Annotated in this window: 16 protein-coding genes and 1 pseudogene; 8 read left to right on the forward strand and 9 right to left on the reverse strand. The window is 73.3% G+C overall.

Annotated features, from left to right (window positions below; all coding sequences use genetic code 11):
- Positions 1-152: 152 nt before the first annotated feature.
- Together QSK22_RS07185 and QSK22_RS07190 are read right to left on the reverse strand one after the other, a co-directional pair.
- Positions 153-1,031: a DUF8017 domain-containing protein gene (locus tag QSK22_RS07185; protein ID WP_285493202.1), complete on the reverse strand. Its 879-nt coding sequence runs from the start codon at positions 1,029-1,031 to the stop codon at positions 153-155.
- Complete coding sequence (locus tag QSK22_RS07190; RefSeq protein ID WP_285493203.1) at positions 1,028-3,856, reverse strand: FAD-binding and (Fe-S)-binding domain-containing protein; 2,829 nt, start codon at positions 3,854-3,856, stop codon at positions 1,028-1,030. Before QSK22_RS07190 ends, QSK22_RS07185 begins: the two co-directional genes overlap by 4 nt.
- 131 nt (positions 3,857-3,987) lie before the next feature.
- Between QSK22_RS07190 and QSK22_RS07195 the strand changes: the two genes are divergently transcribed.
- Positions 3,988-5,820 carry a glycoside hydrolase family 15 protein gene (locus tag QSK22_RS07195; RefSeq protein WP_285493204.1) on the forward strand — a complete coding sequence of 611 codons (1,833 nt, stop codon included), beginning with the start codon at positions 3,988-3,990 and terminating at the stop codon, positions 5,818-5,820.
- Between the two features lie 26 nt (positions 5,821-5,846).
- Here the strand turns inward: QSK22_RS07195 and QSK22_RS33690 are convergent.
- A pseudogene (locus QSK22_RS33690) lies at positions 5,847-5,951 on the reverse strand (ABC transporter ATP-binding protein C-terminal domain-containing protein); the annotation flags it as partial.
- A 130-nt stretch (positions 5,952-6,081) separates the two neighbouring features.
- Here QSK22_RS33690 and QSK22_RS07200 point away from each other — a divergent pair.
- Positions 6,082-7,179, forward strand: coding sequence for an alcohol dehydrogenase catalytic domain-containing protein (locus QSK22_RS07200; protein ID WP_285493328.1), 1,098 nt, complete (start codon positions 6,082-6,084; stop codon positions 7,177-7,179).
- 65 nt (positions 7,180-7,244) lie between these two features.
- Positions 7,245-7,793, forward strand: a complete 549-nt coding sequence (locus QSK22_RS07205; RefSeq protein ID WP_285493205.1) for a DUF4870 domain-containing protein — start codon at positions 7,245-7,247, stop codon at positions 7,791-7,793.
- 16 nt (positions 7,794-7,809) lie between these two features.
- Here QSK22_RS07205 and QSK22_RS07210 read toward each other — a convergent pair whose 3' ends face one another.
- The gene (locus tag QSK22_RS07210; RefSeq protein ID WP_285493206.1) at positions 7,810-8,640 is read right to left on the reverse strand and encodes an LLM class F420-dependent oxidoreductase; all 831 of its coding nucleotides are present in this window, start codon (positions 8,638-8,640) and stop codon (positions 7,810-7,812) included.
- Positions 8,641-8,798: 158 nt separating this feature from the next.
- Here QSK22_RS07210 and QSK22_RS07215 point away from each other — a divergent pair, with 158 nt between their 5' ends.
- The 3 genes from QSK22_RS07215 to QSK22_RS07225 all read left to right on the forward strand — a co-directional run bounded on the left by QSK22_RS07215 (position 8,799) and on the right by QSK22_RS07225 (position 11,833).
- Positions 8,799-9,638, forward strand: a complete 840-nt coding sequence (locus QSK22_RS07215) for an alpha/beta fold hydrolase (protein ID WP_285493207.1) — start codon at positions 8,799-8,801, stop codon at positions 9,636-9,638.
- Positions 9,635-10,885 carry an LLM class flavin-dependent oxidoreductase gene (locus QSK22_RS07220; protein WP_285493208.1) on the forward strand — a complete coding sequence of 417 codons (1,251 nt, stop codon included), beginning with the start codon at positions 9,635-9,637 and terminating at the stop codon, positions 10,883-10,885. Before QSK22_RS07215 ends, QSK22_RS07220 begins: the two co-directional genes overlap by 4 nt.
- A gap of 66 nt (positions 10,886-10,951) precedes the next feature.
- Entirely contained in the window at positions 10,952-11,833 is an 882-nt protein-coding gene (locus QSK22_RS07225; protein ID WP_285493209.1) for a TIGR03619 family F420-dependent LLM class oxidoreductase, read from the forward strand.
- Between the two features lie 56 nt (positions 11,834-11,889).
- Here the strand turns inward: QSK22_RS07225 and QSK22_RS07230 are convergent, their stop codons facing one another.
- Entirely contained in the window at positions 11,890-12,549 is a 660-nt protein-coding gene (locus QSK22_RS07230; RefSeq protein ID WP_285493210.1) for a cyclase family protein, read from the reverse strand.
- A 61-nt stretch (positions 12,550-12,610) separates the two neighbouring features.
- On the opposite strand from QSK22_RS07230, the gene QSK22_RS07235 reads away from it, so the two are divergent.
- Positions 12,611-13,444, forward strand: coding sequence for a HipA family kinase (locus tag QSK22_RS07235; RefSeq protein ID WP_285493211.1), 834 nt, complete (start codon positions 12,611-12,613; stop codon positions 13,442-13,444).
- Positions 13,441-13,818 (forward strand): DUF3037 domain-containing protein, encoded by a 378-nt coding sequence (locus QSK22_RS07240; RefSeq protein ID WP_285493212.1) that lies wholly within the window; start codon positions 13,441-13,443, stop codon positions 13,816-13,818. Before QSK22_RS07235 ends, QSK22_RS07240 begins: the two co-directional genes overlap by 4 nt.
- Positions 13,819-13,842: 24 nt before the next feature.
- On the opposite strand, the gene QSK22_RS07245 is transcribed toward QSK22_RS07240, so the two are convergent.
- The 4 genes from QSK22_RS07245 to QSK22_RS07260 all read right to left on the reverse strand — a co-directional run bounded on the left by QSK22_RS07245 (position 13,843) and on the right by QSK22_RS07260 (position 18,160).
- Complete coding sequence (locus QSK22_RS07245) at positions 13,843-14,766, reverse strand: hypothetical protein (RefSeq protein WP_285493213.1); 924 nt, start codon at positions 14,764-14,766, stop codon at positions 13,843-13,845.
- Between the two features lie 244 nt (positions 14,767-15,010).
- A complete protein-coding gene (locus QSK22_RS07250) occupies positions 15,011-16,171 on the reverse strand; it encodes a S8 family peptidase (protein ID WP_285493214.1) in 1,161 nt (386 codons plus the stop codon).
- Positions 16,172-16,378: 207 nt separating this feature from the next.
- A complete protein-coding gene (locus tag QSK22_RS07255) occupies positions 16,379-17,287 on the reverse strand; it encodes a hypothetical protein (RefSeq protein WP_285493215.1) in 909 nt (302 codons plus the stop codon).
- A gap of 30 nt (positions 17,288-17,317) precedes the next feature.
- Positions 17,318-18,160, reverse strand: coding sequence for a GNAT family N-acetyltransferase (locus tag QSK22_RS07260; protein ID WP_285493216.1), 843 nt, complete (start codon positions 18,158-18,160; stop codon positions 17,318-17,320).
- Positions 18,161-18,219: the final 59 nt, after the last annotated feature.

Here is an 18,219-nt window from a genome sequence, read left to right on the forward strand (position 1 = left end):
GCCGCCTCCCTTTCCCATCGGCCGAGTGGAAATCGGCCGAGTGGGATTCTAGAACGTTGGCTCGGGCCGTGCCGCAGGAGGTCGCCGAAGACGGGCAGCGTCACCGGAAGCACAGGCGTGATCATGTCGCACATCTACCGATCAGCACTCGGTCAGCTGGGGCGGAGACTGCCCGCGATCTTCTCGAGCGTCCGCTTCGGCGCGGCGTCCGCGACGCCCTGGTCGGCGTACAGGACGAAAGCGACCGTCTTGCCCTTCTCCCGCCCCGGCACCGCGACGATGTGGACGAGCGCGCGCGGCGGCTGGCACGGCGCGGCCTGGCTGATCGCGGTGACGTCCGCCACGACGTGCACCCCCTTGTGCCGTCCTACTGAGACCGTCCGGGGCGTGCTCAGGGAGACGTTCGGCTCCGGGCCGTTGTCGGGGGTGTAGGCGGCCTTCGCCCACTTGCGGGCCGCGTGCTCGGCCACCTGCGGCACCGTGCCGTCGATGTACTGGTTGAAGCCGGTCGCCGCGCGCGAGGAGACCCGCTCGCTCGCGCAGAAACCGTCGCGGTACTCGGCCGTCGCGCTCATCGCGGCGAGCGGCTTGCCGTCCTTGTCCTCGAACCCGATGAGCAGGGTCGGCGAGTTGATCCGCCAGGACTTCGGGACGTCGTAGGTGAAGCCGTACTTGTCGCTGGTCACCGCCTTCCAGCCGGTCACCTTCACCGGGACGGTGCTGACCGGCTCGGCCGACGGCGACGGCGGCTCCCAGGAGGGCGGCGGTGCGACATAGGCGTCGTCGTCCCCGATGCCGAGGACGTGCCGCCCCACCAGCATGACGAGCGCGACCACCCACACCCCGGCCACCACGCGCCACGACAGCACCACATCCTTGAACTTCGCGCGGTCTCTCGACGTCGTGTTCCGCGGCCACCAGCCGCCCGGGCGTCGTCCGGCGGCACGCTGCGGTTGGGGGGCGGACTGGTCCGCCCAGTCCTGGCCGGGCAGCGGATACGGATTCCTCTCGGGCGGAGCGTCGTCCTTCATGTCCGCCGACGGTAGCGCAGGGCGCGCGCCAGGACCTGGGCCAGATGCAGGCCCTCACGGTGCGTCCCCTGGGCGATCTGGGTGCGGCAGGAGAACCCGTCGGCGAGGATGAGGTCGTCGCCGGAGGCCGCGCGCACCTTGGGGTACAGCTCGCGTTCGGCGCAGCCCTGGGAGACCTCCCAGTGGCCCGGCTCGAACCCGAAGTTGCCCGCCAGGCCGCAGCAGCCGGCGCCCACCACGTCCGGGTCGACGCCGAGGCGCGCCAGGACGGCGCGGTCGGCGTCGTAGGAGCCCTTGGCCTCCTGGTGGCAGTGCACCTGCGCGACGGCCCGCGCGTCCAGTGCGGCGAACGGCCAGTCCCCGTCGTGTTCGGCGACGACCTCGGCCAGGGTCGTCATGCCGGATGCGAGCTTGTCCGCGCGCTCGTCGTCCGGCAGCAGCTCGGGCGCCTCGGCCCGGAGCATGACGGTGCACGACGGCTCCAGGCCGACGATGGGCAGGCCCCTGGCAAGGGCGGGCTCCAGGACGTCCAGCGTGTGCCGCAGCACGCGCCGCGCCACCGTGAGCTGCCCCGTCGAATGCCATGTGAGCCCGCAGCAGACCCGGCCGGGCGGGACGACGACGCGGTATCCGAGCGCCTCCAGCACCTCGATCGCGTCGCGCCCCACTTCGGGGGTGTGGAAGTTGGTGAAGGTGTCGGGCCACAGCACGACCGTCCGGCCGCCCCCGGGCCGGGGACCGCGCCGCCGGAACCACCGTTGCAGGCTCTCCTCCGCGAACCGCACCATCTGCCTGCGGGGCTCCACACCGGCGAAGCGCTTGACGGCCCCGGCGACGCGGTCACGCGCCAGGGCGGCGTTGACGAGGCGGGCGGGCGCCCCGGACACCATGCGCGACCACAACGGCAGCCACCCCATGGAGTAGTGCGCCATGGGGCGCCGCCGCCCGGCGTAGTGGCGGTGCAGGAACTCGGCCTTGTACGTGGCCATGTCGACGTTCACGGGGCATTCGTGCGCGCACGCCTTGCAGGACAGGCACAGGTCGAGCGCGTCCAACACCTCGGTGGACCGCCAGCCGCCGGTGACGGTGCGGCCGCGCAGCATCTCGGCGAGCACGCGCGCGCGTCCCCGCGTCGAGTGCACCTCGTCCCGGGTCACCTTGAACGACGGGCACATCGCCCCCGCGTCCAGGGTGCGGCACGCGCCCACGCCCACGCACCTGTGCACCGCCGCCGCGAACGAGCCCCCGTCGCGGGAGAGCGCGTGCACCGGTGTGACGGGCAGCGCGTCGCGTCCCGGGCCGGGCCGCAGGTCGGCGTCCAGCGGCGCCGGATCGACGAGCACCCCGGGGTTGAGCCGGCGGCCGGGGTCGAAGACGTCCTTGAATGCGGCGAACGCCTTGAGCAGGTCCGCCGAGTACATCCGGGGCAGCAGTTCGGAGCGGGCGCGCCCGTCGCCGTGCTCGCCCGACACCGTGCCGCCGTAGGACGCCACCAGGTCGGCGGCGTCCTCCACGAACCGCCGGTAGCCCGCCACACCCGGCTCGTCGGCGAGGTCGAAGTCGACGCGCAGGTGCACGCACCCTTCGCCGAAGTGCCCGTACGGCACGCCGTGCAACCCGTGCCGCTGCATCAGCGCGTACAGGTCGCGCAGGTAACCGGGGAGGGCGGCGGGCGGCACGGCCGAGTCCTCCCACCCGGGCCACGCCTCTCCGCCCCCGGGGCGCCGCGTGACGATGCCCGAGCCGGCCTCCCGGATCCACCACAGCGCCCGCATCTTGCGCGGGTCCTCCACCACGACCGAGGTGACCTCGGGCAGACGCTCCCGCACGCTGTCGACGAGCACGTGCGCCGCCTCCCGCGCGTGCGCAACGGAATCGCCGCCGACCTCGCAGTACAGCCAGCCGCCGCCTTCGCACAGCTCCGCCCCGGCCGTGGCCCGCCCCGGTTGGGAACGCAGCGCGTCCAGCATGTCGGACGCCATGCCCTCGACGGTCAACGCGCCCATGCCCGCCACCACCGGGGCCAGCTCGGCGGCGACGAACACGTCGGGGAACCCCAGGACGGCCAGCACCCGGGCGTTGGGGACCGGCACCAGCCGCACGGTGGCCTCGGTGACGACCCCGCAGGTGCCCTCGCTGCCCACCAGCGCCTTGGCCACATCGAACCCGCGCTCCGGCAGCAGGTGGTGCAGCCCGTAGCCCGACACCTGGCGGCTGAACCTGCCCAGTTCCGTACGCAGCGGGGCCAGGTGCGCGTCGCGCAACCGGGTCAGGTCCGCGTCGATGGCCGCGTCCCCCGAGGTGCCCCGCCGGGCGTGCAGCTCCCTGCCGTCGGCCGTCAGCATCTTCAGCGCCAAGACGTTGTCGGACGTCGTCCCCCAGGCCACCGAATGCGACCCGCACGCGTTGTTGCCGATCATCCCGCCGAGGGTGCACCGCGAGTGCGTGGACGGGTCCGGCCCGAACGTCAGGCCGTACTCGCCGGCCGCCGCGCGCAGGTCGTCCAGCACCACGCCGGGCTGCACGACGGCCGTCCGCGCGTCCGGGTCGATCTCCAGGATCCGGTCGAGATGGCGCGAGGTGTCGACGACGACGCCCGCGCCGATCGAGTTGCCCGCGATGGACGTGCCGCCGCCGCGCATGGTCACCGGCAGGCCCGCCTCCCGCGCGATCTCCAGGACCAGCGCCAGCTCCTCCGCCGAGCGCGGCTCGGCCACCGCCGCCGGGACCTGCCGGTAGAGGGACGCGTCGGAGGAGTAGGCCGCGCGCGTGGTCGGGTCCGTCCGGAAGACCCCGGGCAGCCGCCGTGCCAACTCGACTCCCACGCCGAAACTCCTCTCACTGATGACCGAAACGGGCGTTCCCATCATGCCCCCGCCCCGCCCGCCCGCGGACAGGGCGGGGCACGACCGGCGCCGATTCCGGGCTTACGCTGGGAAGACACGGGGGGCTTGCCATGGTCGAGGGAATGCGGCACCGGGCGGACGACGATGCGTCCCGGTATCTGCCGGTGGCCGAGCACGGACTGATCGGCGACCTGCGGAGCGTGGCGCTGGTGGGCACGGACGGCACGATCGACTGGTACTGCTGCCCGTCGTTCGACTCGCCCAGCGTGTTCGCCGCGATCCTGGACGCCGACCGGGGCGGCTCGTTCGAGCTGGCCGCCGCGACACCGGCGGCGACCAAGCAGTTCTACTTCCCCGACACCAACGTGCTGATCACCCGGTTCTTCACCGACGACGGGGTGGGCGAGGTCCAGGACTTCATGCCCGTCGCCGGCCCGGGGGAGGAGGAGCGGCACCGGCTGATCCGGCGGGTGGTGTGCGTGCGCGGGTCGGTGCCGTTCCGGACGCGGGTGGCGCCCCGGTTCGGGTACGGGGCCGACCCGCACGTCCTGCGCCTGCACGGCGGCATGGCGGTGTTCGAGTCGGCGTCGCTGACGCTGGCGCTGACCTCCACCGTCCCGGTCGAGCACGACGACCGGGACGTTTGGGCGGAGTTCAAGCTCGCCGAGGGCGACGCCGAGGTGCTCGCGCTCGACCGGATCAGCGACCGGGTCCCGCCGCGCGGCTGCCCGCATGCCGAGGCCGACCGGCAGTTCGACGCCACCGTGCGGTTCTGGCGGCGCTGGCTGTCGGCGTCGCGCTACCGGGGCCGGTGGCGGGAGATGGTGCACCGCTCGGCCCTGACCCTCAAGCTGCTCACCTACTCCCCGACCGGGGCGATCGTGGCCGCGCCGACCACCAGCCTGCCCGAGCGGATCGGCGGCGAGCGCAACTGGGACTACCGGTACGTGTGGGTGCGCGACGCCGCGTTCTGCGTCTACGCGCTGCTGCGCCTGGGCTTCACCGACGAGGCCAAGGCGTTCATGGACTTCCTGATCCGGCACGTCAGCCTGCGCGGCGGCGGCGCCGACGGCCCGCTGCAGATCATGTACGGCATCGACGGGCGCACCGACCTGCCCGAACGCGTGCTCGACCATCTGGAGGGCCACCGCGGCTCGGCGCCGGTGCGCATCGGCAACGGCGCCGTCGGGCAGCTCCAGCTGGACATCTACGGCGCGCTGATCGACTCGGTCTATCTGTACGACAAGTGGGGGCAGCCGATCTCCAGCGACCACTGGGACCAGGTGTGCACGCTGGTGGACTGGGTGTGCGACCACTGGGACCAGCCCGACGAGGGCATCTGGGAGACCCGCGGCGGGCGGCGCGACTTTTTGTACTCGCGGCTGATGTGCTGGGTGGCGATCGAACGGGCCGTCCGGCTGGCCAACCACCGCGGCCTGCCCGCCGACCTGCGCCGCTGGCGGCAGGCCCGGGACGCGATCTACCGGCGGATCATGGACCGCGGCTGGTCGGCGCGGCGGCGGGCGTTCGTCCAGTACGAGGGCGGCGACGTCCTGGACGCCGCGCTGCTGATGATGCCGCTGGGCAAGTTCGTCTCCCCCACCGACCCCAAGTGGCTGTCCACCCTGGACGCGCTGACCGCCGACCTGGTGTCGGACTCGCTGGTCTACCGCTACGACCCGGCGGCCAGCCCGGACGGGCTGCGCGGCGAGGAGGGCACGTTCTCCATCTGCTCGTTCTGGTACGTGGAGGCCCTGGTCCGCGCCGGCCGCGTCGACGAGGCCCGCCTGGCCTTCGAGAAGATGCTCACCTACGCCAACCACCTGGGCCTGTACGCCGAGGAGATCAGCCGCACCGGCGAGCAGCAGGGAAATTTCCCCCAGGCCTTCACCCACCTGGCCCTGATCAGCGCCGCGTTCAACCTCGACCGCGTCCTCGGCTGATCCCGCGGCGCAGGCGGTCGGCCGAGGTAGGCGGCGCGGACCCGGGGGTCCTTGCGGACGGTGCCGGGCGGCCCGTCGGCGATCACCTCGCCGAGGCCCAGCACGACGACCCGGTCGCAGACGGACGCCACCGGCGGTCGGGGGTGTCAACGGCGACCTCGCGCCGCCCGCCGCCGGAGTCGGCGCACCCGAGACGCTCGACCAAGCAAATGCTTGGTGCTAGCGTGCTGCGCGGAGGTGAGCGACGTGGCGAGCACGGTGATGCGCGCGGCGCTGCTGCGTAAGTTCGGCGCCCCGCTGCAGGTCGCCGAGGTCGAGGTGCAGGCCCCCGCGGCGGGCGAGGTGCAGGTCGCGGTGGCCGCGTCCGGCGTCTGCGGCTCCGATCTGAAGGCCCTGGACGGCAAGAGCCCGGTGGTGTCGCACCTGCCGTGCGTGCTCGGCCACGAGAGCGCGGGCGTGGTGGAGGAGGTCGGCCCCGGCGTCACCGCGGTCCGGCCCGGCGACCATGTGATCGTCGCGATGAACGGGCCGTGCGGGCGCTGCCGCGAGTGCGCCCGCGGCCGCGCGCACCTGTGCTCGGGGCCAGCCCGGCTGGCCGCGATCACGGGCACGATGCCGGACGGGAGCACCCGGCTGTCGGCCGGCGGCCAGGCCGTGCGGCCCTACATCGGCATCGGCGCCTTCGCCGAGAAGGTCGTGGTGGCCGAGGCGATGTGCGTCAAGGTCGCAAAAGACGCGCCGCTCGACCTGCTCGCGCTGACCGCCTGCAGTGTCGTCACCGGCGTGGGCGCGGTGCTCAACACCGCGCGGGTCGAGCCCGGCGCCAGCGTGCTGGTGGCGGGCTGCGGCGGCGTCGGGCTGAACGTGGTGCAGGGCGCCGCGCTGGCCGGCGCCACCACGATCATCGCCGCGGACGTGGTGGACGCCAAGCTCAAGCTGGCCGAGGAGTTCGGCGCCACGCACACGCTGCCCGCCGGGGACCTGCCGCGCCGGGTCGGCGGGATCGTGCGCGGCGGCGTCGACTACGCCTTCGACGCCACCGGCGTGCCGCAGGTGCTGACCGAGGCGTTCGCCGCCACCCGGCCCGGCGGCACCACCGTCATGGTCGGCAGCCCCGCCGCCGACGCCGAGCTGCGGCTGCCCGCCGGGCGGCTGTTCGCGTCCCGGCGGCTGATGGGCACCCAGGGCGGCGACGCCGTGCCCGCCCGCGACCTGCCCCTGCTGGTCGACCTCTACCGGCGCGGCCGCCTGAACCTGGCGGGCCTGGTCAGCGAGCGCGTCCCGCTGGAGGAGATCAACGAGGCGGTCGCGCACGTCCGGTCGGGCGCCGTGGCCCGTTCCGTCGTCGTCTTCGAGTGACTCTCCTGCGGCGTCGGCGAGCTCGTATAGATTCCTGCTGACCCTCCGCCGGCGAGAGGAACGACGTGAACGACCAGCCGCCTCCGCACCACTCCCCCTATGGGCAGGCGCCTGGAGCGCCGCCGCCTCCCGGATACACGCCTCCCCCCGGGTACGGCTCGGGTCCCGGGGCCGGGAACCCCTACGGCTACGGGCCGCAGCCGCCGGGAGGGTACGGGCCGCCCGGCGTCCCGCCGAACCCGCAGGGCCCGGTCAGGCCGGACGACACCACCTGGGCGCTGCTGTGCTACGTGCTCACGATCGCGGTGGGCTTCCTCGCGCCGCTGGTGCTGTATTTCGTCAAGAAGAACGAGTCGCCGTTCGTGCGGCACCACGCCGCGCAGTCGCTCAACGTGCAGATCACCTACCTGCTGCACGTCCTCATCGCGCTGGCGGTCGGCGGGGTGCTCGCGGCGGTGTTCCAGCATCCGGCACCGCTGGTCATCTGCTTCGTGCCGGTGCTGCTGTTCCACATGGTCGCGCAGTGGGTGCTGCTGATCCTGGGCGCCGTCCGCGCCAACCAGGGGGTCGCCAACCGCTTCCCGACGTGGCTGTGCTTCCGGATGGTGCGCTAGCCCGAGCAGGGCTCCGCTAGCGGTCCAGGTAGGCCGCGGCGTAGTCGTCCAGGACGGCCAGCGCGGCGTCGCGGCCCCCGGCGGGGACGCGCAGCACCACCTCGTCGATCCCGAGCGAGGCGTAGTAGTCGAGCTTGCGCGGGGTCGGCAGCGTCCCGAACGGCACGACCCGCGCCATCGCGCGCCCGGCGGCCTCGCACGCCGCGCGCAGGGCGGGCAGCGCCTCGCGCACGCCCGCCCCGCCGATCGGCATCCATCCGTCGCCGTACTCGGCGACGTGCGCGAACAGCGTGGGGCCGGGCGCCCCGCCCAGCAGCACCGGCACGCGGCCAGCGGGCTTGGGCCACGACCAGCAGGGCTCGAAAGACACGAACTCGCCGGCGAAGGACGCCTCGTCGCGCGTCCACAGCTCGCGCATGGCCAGCACGTGCTCGCGCACGACGGCCCGGCGGCGCGTCCAGGGCACGCCGTGGTCGGCGGCCTCCTCGGCGTTCCAGCCGTAGCCGACGCCGAGCACGACGCGGCCGCCGGAGATGCGGTCCAGCGTGGCGACGGCCTTGGCGGTCACGATCGGGTCGCGCTGGGCGGGCAGGCACACCCCGGTGCCGAGGGCGATCCGCTCGGTGACGGCAGCGGCGGCGGCCAGCGCGACGAACGGGTCGGGCGTGCGGGCGTACTCCTCGGGCAGCACGTCGTCGCCGGTCGGCGGGGGCGTGCGCCGCGAGACGGGGATGTGCGTGTGCTCGGGCAGGTAGAGCGAGGCGAACCCGCGCTCCTCGGCCGCGCGGGCCAGCTCGTGCGGCGGCACCGTCAGGTCGGTGGCGAACATCGTGATCCCCAGCCGCATCCGCGCGCTCCCCTCCGCCTCCGGGTCCCGTCCGCTCCTCCCCGGACCACGCCACACATCCTAACCAAGCGATTGCTCGGCTAACCGCGATTGATGTAGCGTGCGCTTGTTCGGGAATGTCGGCGACCGCGGTCCACACGGACCGATTCGGAGGGGCCATGCCTTTCGCGGAGCTCGGCGAGGTCCGCCTGTTCTACACCGACGACGGGCCGCCCGACGCGGACGGCGCCCCGCTGCTGCTGGTGCACGGCCTCGGCGCCGACTCCCACGACTGGGTGCCGCACCTGCCGCGGCTGGCCGCCGGGCACCGCGTCATCGCCCCCGACCTGCGCGGCCACGGCTACTCCTCGGCGCCGGACTCCGGGTACCGGCCGCGCGAGCTGGCCGCCGACCTGGTGCGCCTGCTGGACCGCCTGGACGTGCCGCGCGTCACCGCGTTCGGGCACTCCCTGGGCGCCCTGGTGGTCAGCGCGCTCGCCGTCGAGCACCCCGGCCGGGTGCGCGCCCTGGTCTGCGTCGACCCCGGCTACGGGCAGCCGCCGGACGTCGCCGCCGCGTTCCCCGCGATGATCGAGGGGCTGCGCGCCGACCCGTACGGCACCGCGCTGGCCAACGACGCCTGGTGCTACACCGCCGCGTCGCCGCCGTGGCTGCGCGAGTGGCACCGCCGCAAGATCCTCGGGACGGCGCCGCAGGCCCTGGCCGAGGGGTTCGCCGGGATGTACTCCGGCGACGACCAGTTCGGCGTGCGCCCCGCCGCCGACGCCTACCTGGCCCGGCGCGCCTGCCCGGTGCTGTCGTGCTGGTCGCACGCTCAGGCCGGGTCCGCCGACTGGGAGCGCGGCCTGTTCAAGCACCCCGCCTCCCGCGCCCTGGTCTGGCCGGGCGGCGGGCACCGGCTGCACGCCGAGCGCCCGGCGGAGTTCCTGCACGTCGCCACCGACTGGCTCACCGAACTCGACAGGCTCGACACGCTCGACAAGGAGATGCCCGCGTGAAGTTTGCGATCATGATGAACCCGCAGATCCCCGGATCCGGGTACGCCGCCGAGGAGAACGCCAAGGCCCGGCGGCCGATCGGCCGCGACGTCGAGTCCTACCAGAAGCTGCTGGACGAGGTGCGCGACATCGCCGTGCACGCCGACCAGATCGGGTTCGACGCGCTGATGATGACCGAGCACCACTTCCACTCCGAGGGGTTCGAGTTCTCGGTCAACCCGCTGATGTTCCTGACCGACCTGGCCGCCCGCACCGAGCGGATCCTGCTGGCCCCGCTCGGGCTGGTCCTGCCCGCCTGGGACCCGATCCGCGCGGCCGAGGACGTGGCGCTGCTGGACCACTTCTCCAAGGGCCGGCTGCGCCTGGGCGTGGCGCGCGGCTACCAGAACCGGTGGATGAACGTGCTCGGCCAGCGCTGGCACACCGCCGCGGCCCGCTCCGACGGCTCGGCGTCCGACAACCGCAACTTCGACGTCTTCGGCGAGATCCTGAAGATCATGAAGCTGGCGTGGACGCAGGACTCGCTGCGCTACAAGAGCGACGTGCTGGACTACGAGGTCCCGGCCCCCTACAGCGGCATCGAGGGGTGGCCCGCCGCCGAGTGGACCCGCACGTTCGGCGCCCCCGGCGAGATCGACGACAACGGCGTGATCCGGTCGGTGTCGGTGTGCCCGCGCCCCTACCAGAACCCGCACCCGGAGCTGTGGCAGCCGTTCACCATCTCCGACCGGTCGGTCATCCGCTGCGCGCAGGAGGACATCCTGCCGTGGATGTTCACCCCCAACCCCGACGAGCACGCCAAGAAGGCCAGGCTCTACCAGGAGGAGTGCGCCAAGGCCGGCCGGAACTACAAGCTCGGCGAGCACACCGGCATCCTCAAGGTCGTCGGCATGGCCGACACCAAGGAGGAGGCCATCGAGATCTACGGCAAGGGCATGCAGAAGGACTTCGCCGCGTTCTTCGGCCCGTTCGGCTACCTGGAGGTGCTGCGCAAGAAGGAGGACGACCGGCACCGGCCCATCTCGCCGGAGAAGGGCGACTTCAAGCGCATGAGCGAGGTGGAGCTGGCGCTGCTGGGCACCCCGGACGACGTCAAGCGCGGCATCCAGCGCATGCTCGACCGCATGCCCGACCTGGAGTGGTTCGGGCTGTTCATGCAGGGCCAGCAGGGCGTGCTGCCGACCGACACGGTCAAGCGCAACCTGGAGCTGTTCGCGACCAAGGTCATCCCCGAGTTCCAGGATTGACCTCCCCCTCTCCGGGGCCCCGGCCCCCGGGGCCCGGAGGGGAGGCCGCCGTGGAAGGAGACGCGCATGGAGTTCTGGCTCGGGGCCGCGTTCGTCGACACCCGCGAGTACGTCCCGCTGGCGCAGGCCGCGGACCGGCTCGGATACGCCGCGGTCGCGGTGTCGGACCACATCTTCTACGCCGACTACCAGTCCCCCTATCCCTACAGCGACACCGGCGCGCCCCCGTACGAGCCCGGCACGCACTGGCCGGACGTGTGGGTGACGATCGGTGCGATGGCCGCCGTCACCGAGCGGGTCCGCTTCGCCACCAACGTCTACATCGCGCCCGCTCGCGACCTGTTCACCGTCGCCAAGGCGGTGTCCACGGCCGCGGTCCTGTCGGGCGACCGCACGATCCTCGGCGTGGGCGTCGGATGGTGCAAGGACGAGTTCCTGCAGACCGGGCAGGACTTCCACACGCGCGGCAGGCGCCTGGACGAGATGATCCCCGCCCTGCGGACGCTCTGGCGGGGCGGGACGGTCGAGCACCACGGCGCCCACTACGACTTCGGGCCGTTGAGCATCGCACCCGTCCCCGGCCGCCCCGTCCCGGTCTACATCGGCGGCGACAGCGACGCCGCCCTGCGCCGCGCCGCCCGCATCGGGGACGGCTGGATCGGCAACCGGATCTACACCGAGGACCAGCTCGCCCACGTGCTCGCCCGCCTCGCCCGGCACCTGTCCGACCACGGCCGCACGCTCGACGACCTGAAGGTGATCGCGCCGATCGGCGCCCTGCCGAGCGCCGACCTGTACCGCAGGTGGGCCGACCGCGGCGTCACCGGCACCATGGCCGCGCCCTGGTGGCTGGCCACCCCGGAGGAGAAGGCCCGCCACGGCCGCACCCTCGCGCTCAAGCTCGCCACCATGGAGCGCTTCGCCGAGGAGGTCATCGCCAAAATGTGATCGCCGCAATGTGATCGCCGCAATGTCATCGCCGCAATGCGATCGACGAGATGCGATCAGTCCAGCCGGGCGACCGCGCGGACCGGCGCGCCGTCCCCGTCCAGCCGGATGGGGAACAGCGACACCTCGACGCGCCGCCCCGCCGCCTGCGCCTGGAGCAGCGCGTCGAGTCCGGTGAGGTTCTCCGCGATCACGGCTCCGGCGCCGCACAGCACCCGGTGCACGGCCAGGGAGAACGACCCGTCGCCCGGCGGCGGCGTGCGGTCGACGCTCAGCGCGTCGATGCCCACGGTGCGCACCCCCGCCGCCGCGATCGCCTCGGCCGTCTCCACCGCCGGGTACGGGTGCGCCAGGTACTCCTCACCGCCCCACCGCGCCGACCATCCGGTCGCGATGAGCAGCACCACGCCCGGCGCCAGGCCGTCCGGCAGCCGCTCGGGCCCGATCGCGGTGCGGGGCGGCAGCCCGCGCGCGTCCATGACCACCGCCGGGCCGGTGAACCGGTCGAGCGGCAGCTCGTCCAGGCGGGGCCAGGCGTCGTCGACGTGGTACGGCGCGTCCACGTGCGTGCCGGACTGCGAGCCCATGTGCACCCGCTGCACGTTCACGCCGTCCCGCGCCGCCGTCAGCGCCGGGCCGATCTCCACCCGGGGGTCGCCCGGGTACACCGGCATCCCGGTCACGAGGGGCACCGACAGGTCCACCAGCGTCGCCATGCGCCCATCCTCCCAGCGGCCCGGCTCCCCGGTCGGCGCCCGCACCGGATAGCGTGATCGCGTGTTGCCGCTCGTGACCGCCATCCGATATGTGACGCCCCTGCGGGAGGGCGGATCGCTGCCCGGCGTCGTCGAGGCCGACGACCTCGGCACCTACGTGATGAAGTTCACCGGTGCCGGGCAGGGCCGCAAGGCCCTGGTCGCCGAGGTGATCGCCGGGGAGCTGGGCCGCCGCCTGGGCCTGCGCGTGCCCGACCAGGTGATCATCGATCTGGATCCGGCGATCGGCCGGCACGAGCCCGACCCCGACGTGCAGGACCTGCTCAAGGCGTCCACCGGCTGGAACCTCGGCGTCGACTTCCTGCCCGGCTCGCTCGGCTTCGACCCGCTCGGCTGGACGCCCGACGCCGGGTTCGCCTCCCGGGTGCTGTGGTTCGACGCGTTCATCGGCAACGTGGACCGCAGCTGGCGCAACCCCAACATGCTGGTCTGGCACGGCGACGTGTGGCTGATCGACCACGGCGCCAGCCTGTACTTCCATCACGCCTGGGCCAACGCCTCCCGCGTGTTCTCCGGCCCGTACGACGTGGACGACCACGTCCTCACCCGGTACGCGACCGCCCTGGCCGATGCCGAGGCCGAGCTGGCGCCCCGCATCACCGAGCCCCTCCTGCGGGAGGTCCTCGGCCTGGTGCCCGACCGCTGGCTGGACGGCGACCCCCACTTCGACGGCGCGGACGCGGCCCGCGACGCCTACGTCGAGCTGCTGCTCGCCCGCGCCGCCGAGCCCCGCGCCTGGCTGCCGCAACTGGACGTCGCGCACCGCCGGCCCGACACCGGCACGCGCCGCGGCGAGAAGCGCCCGAGCCGGCTGGGCGGGGGTGGCTCCCGGTGAGCACCGTCTTCGAGTACGCCACGCTGCGCGTCGTCCCCCGGGTGGAGCGCGGCGAGGCCATGAACGTGGGCGTCGTCGTCTACTGCCGCGCCAAGGACTTCCTGGGCTGCCGCACGCACCTGGACGAACGCCGGCTGCTCGCCCTCGACCCGTCCCTCGACCTGGACGGCGTCCGCAAGGCCCTGCACGCCGTGGACGCCCTGTGCTGCGGCGGCGAACGCGCCGGCCAGGCCGCCGGGGAGCCCCCGGGCGGCCGTTTCCGCTGGCTCACCGCCCCCCGCAGCACCATCGTCCAGCCGGGCCCCGTCCACGCCGGCCTCACCGACGACCCGGCCGCCGAGCTGTCCCGCCTGCTCGACCTGCTCGTCAGATAGCGCAGCCTCCGGCCGGGTCCGGTGCTACGTCCACTCCCAGCGGATGCCGTGGTAGCCGGCGGCCATGCCGAACTCGATGAAGTGGACGCTGTGGTAGGCGGACAGGCGCAGGTCGGCCGAGTCCTTCAGGGCCGTGTGTGCGTCGGGGCGCCAGGTGCGGTAGCAGCGGGCGGGCAGGGCCGCCGGGTGGAAGCGCACCTCGATGAGGTACTCGTGCTGCGGGGTGCGGAAGCCGCGGCCCTCCTCGGTGACGGCCGGGCCGCCGGTCCCCTCGAAGCCGAACCCGTACTCCAGCAGGTAGGTCTCGCCGCGGCCGAGGGCGCGGTCGAACAGCAGCTCGGCGGCGATGAGGCCGCTGGCGCCGTCCATGCGGACGCGGCCGAAGCGGCAGCCGTGCGCGGTGCGGGAGGTCGGCAGGATGCCGTGCGGATGGTGGTAGACGGCGATCCACCGGTCCGCGCCGCGCTGCCGGGCCTGGAACACCGCGCGGGTGCGCACCTCGCGCAGTTCCCGGTCGGGGCCGAGGACGTACTGGTCGTGCAGACTGAGCCCGGTGAGCATGCGTTCACCGCGCTCGCCGATCTCGTCCACCAGGTCGCGCACGCCCGGCTCCGGGCACAGCGCCTCCACCGGCAGCCAGGGGCCGGCCGACCGTTCGGCGGTCGGCTTCAGCAGAGTGAGCAGGGAGTGGCGGGGCAGGCCGAGGATGACCTCCAACTCCCGCACCGCGCGCAGCGAGTCGGCGCGTTCGGGGCGGGTGCGGCCGCGCTGCCAGTAGCTGAGGGTGGACAGGCTGACCGCGATGCCCTGCGCCTCCAGCCGCCGCCGCAGGGCCTCCAGGCTGAGCCCGCGGGCCTGGATCGCCGCGTGCAGGGCCACGTTGAACGGGCCGTACCGCAGTACCTCGGCGAGGTCGTCCTCCGTCGTGGCGCTCTGCACCGTCATCATCGGCCTCCGGTAGACAGGGCAACGGCCGCGCCCCCTGTGATCGGCCTTGACAACAGCAGTGAAAACCTGCGGGGTAACTGTAAGGCGGCGGCCAGGCTTTTCCAACGGGCAAGTTTCCACAAAACAGGGGCCCCGCGAGCCGCCGGAGCGGCTTCGCGGGGCCCGTGTCAGGGTCGGCGCGGCGGGGGTTCCGCCGCACGGGGTCAGGTGCCGGACGCGCGGATGCCCGGCACCGGTGCGCCCGTCACAGGGAGCGCTTGTTCAGCAGCAGGTTCGGGGTGCCCGACACGTTGCCGGTGATGACGCCGGAGGTGGCGTTGCTGACCAGCCAGCTGCGGATGGTGCTGTAGGAGGCGTCGCCGTAGGTGGCCTTGTACAGGGCGGCGGTCCCGGTCACGTGCGGCGTGGCCATCGACGTGCCGCTGATGGTGTTGGTGCCGCCGTTCAGCCACGTGGAGGTGATGGACGAGCCGGGCGCGTACAGGTCGACGCACGAGCCGTAGTTGCTGTAGGAGGCCCGGCCGTCGGTGCTGGTGCTCGCGGCGACCGTTGTGGCGTTGGCGGCGCTGGCCGGCGAGCGGTTGCAGGCGTTGGTGGTCTCGTTGCCCGCGGCGACGGCCAGGAACACGCCGGCGCCGGCCAGGTTGTTGGCGGCGGTGTTCAGGGAGGAGGAGTAGCCGCCGCCCAGCGACATGTTCGCCACGGCGGGCTTGACGTGGTTGCTGGCCACCCAGTTCATGCTGGCGATGACGCCGGAGGTGGTGCCGCTGCCGCTGCAGTCGAGCACGCGCACGCCGCGCAGGTTGACCGCCTTGGCCACGCCGTAGGTGGTGCCGCCGACGGTGCCCGCGACGTGGGTGCCGTGGCCGTTGCAGTCCTGGCCGTTGCCGCCGAGGGCGTCGTAGACGTTGGTGGCGCGGCCGTTGAAGTCGGAGTGCGCGGTGTAGATGCCGGTGTCGATGATGTAGGCGTTCACGCCCGCACCGGTGGAGTTGTAGGTGTAGCTGTTCGACAGCGGCCGGTTCGTCTGGTCGATGCGGTCGAGGCCCCACGATGGCGGGTTGTTCTGCGTGGCGTCCACCGTGATGACGGCGTCCTGCTCGATGGACGCGACACCGGGCGTGGTGCGCAACTTGGACAGTTGGGCATCGGTGAGTTTGGCGGAGAAGCCGTTCAGCACCTTGCCGAAGCGGTGCTGGGTGCGGATTCCGCGCTTGGTGACGGTCGAGTCGACCGAGACGCCCTTCTTCAGCGTCACGATGTACTGTCCGGCGACGCCCTGTCCGGCGGCCGCCATGGCGACCGGGACGGCGGGGGCGGCGGGAGCGGCTCCGGCGGGCAGGGCGCCCGCCACGGCCAGGGGAACGGCGGCGAGGACGGCGATGGGCAGGGTACGTCGTCTCATCGTTTCTCCGTGAGCGGGAGGACAGGGGGACCGATGAGATCCTCGTTTCGGGGCGGGACGTCCGTCAATGTCTTCAACGGCACCCCGAATTTCACAGCCGGGCCACTGGATAACGATTGCATCGCGTTCATGTCAGCGATGTTTACCGGGATCTGCGATTTCGGACGGCACCTTTTCCCTGCGGCGCCGTTTCGCCGGCCGGTTCGGTCAGTCCCATTCCCATTCGACGCCGAGGACGCCGCGCCGCACCGCCCCCGCGGCGATATGCGCGCTGCCGGACGCGCCGATCCACAGCTCGCCGAGCCGTTCCCGCGGCGCGTCGCAGCTCTCCTGGAAGAAACCGTAGCAGCGCGCGGGGATCATTTCCTGGTGAAATCGGACCACCGAAAGATAATCACGCACCGGGCGGGCGAAACGGCGCCGGTAGTCCACCGCGGGCGGCCCGTCGGCGGGCAGGACGAGCTCGTATTCCACGACCGCGGTCTCCCCCGCCGAAAGGACGCGGTCCAGCACGAGCTCGAACGCCATCAGCCCGCCCTCGGCGCGGATCCGCCCGGCGCGGCAGTACCGCAGCCCGGTCAGCACCGCGCGCGGCGCCCCGTCCGCATCCGCCGCGGGGGCCACGGTGTGCACGCACACGACCCGGTCGGCGTCGTCGCCGGCCGCGCGCAGCACCTCGCGCACCGAGAGCGAGCGGGGGCGGCGCGCGGCGTCCAGCCGGTACACGTCGTGGGCGCTGAGGCGGTCGAGCCGGTGGTCGGCCGAGCGGTCGAGCTGCCCGACGACGCGCGCGTACAGCTCGGGGTCGGGCCACAGGTCGGCGGCGGCACGCGCGCGGTCGGCGCGGTCGCCCGAGCCCGCCGCACCGCGTCCGGCGGCGCCGCCCGGGCCCGGCGGCTCGTCCAGCAGGCCGGTGAGCGTCCCGGCCGGCACCTGCAGGATCTCCTCCAGCGCCGCCACGACGGGACGGGACCGGGGCCGGCTGCGCCCGCGCTGCCAGTAGCTCAGCGTCGCCACGCTGACCGACACCCCGCGGCGGGCGAGGCGGTGGCGGATGCGCTCCAGGGTCAGGCCGCTGCCCCGGATGGCCTGCCGCAACGCGCCGGCGAACTCCACGGCCGGATGCTAGCGGCCGGTGCGTCCCGCTCAGAAAAGAATCGACATGAACGTGCCGACCTCCACAAACCCGACACGCCGGTACGCGGCGCGCGCCCGCGCGTTGTAGTCGTTGACGTACAGCGACACGGTCGGCGCGACGGTGCGCAGGCACTCCTCCACCAGCGCCGCCATGCCGCCCACCGACAGGCCGCGCCCGCGCAGGTCGGGCGGCACCCACACGCCCTGCACCTGGCACACGTGCGGGGTGACGGCGCCCACCTCGGCCTTGAACATGACCCGGCCGTCCTCGATGCGGGCGAACGCGCGGCCCGCCCGGATCAGCTCGGCGACCCGCGCGCGGTAGAGCACCCCGCCGTCCCCGGCGTGCGGGGAGACGCCCACCTCCTCGGTGAACATCGCCACGCAGGCGGGGTAGACGATGTCGAAGTCGTCCATGCGCACCCGCCGCACATGCGGGTCGGCGGGCACCGGCGGCATCGTGGAGGTCGACATGACCGGCTGGACGGAGCGGATCGCCCGGGGCGGCCCCCAATACGGTTCGAGGATCTCCCACATCTCGGCGACCGCGTCGATCGGGCCGACGATGGACGAGCAGCGGCGGCCCTGGGCGCGGGCGCGTTCGGCGAACGCCCGCACCGCGGCGGAGTCGGCGTTGACGGGGATGAGGTTGGCGCCCGAGTAGCACAGCGCCGTCGGGCGTCCGTCCCTCAGGTAGCCCCACATCTGCGCGCCGAGTCGGCCGGGGTCGAGCCCGGAGGCGTGCACGCGGGAGCTGACGAAGACGTTGGCCACCGGGTCGGCGTCGAGAATGGCCAGCACCTCGTCGCGGTGGCGGTCGTCGAGGACCCGCACCGGCAGCGACCCCAGCATGCGCATGGCGTTACCGGCCCCCTGAGGGCAGTGGCCGCCACAGATGGGCCACGTTCGTC

Origin of the sequence: Actinomadura sp. NBRC 104425, from assembly GCF_030269545.1 — a bacterium.
Taxonomy (GTDB): Bacteria; Actinomycetota; Actinomycetes; order Streptosporangiales; family Streptosporangiaceae; genus Spirillospora; species Spirillospora keratinilytica.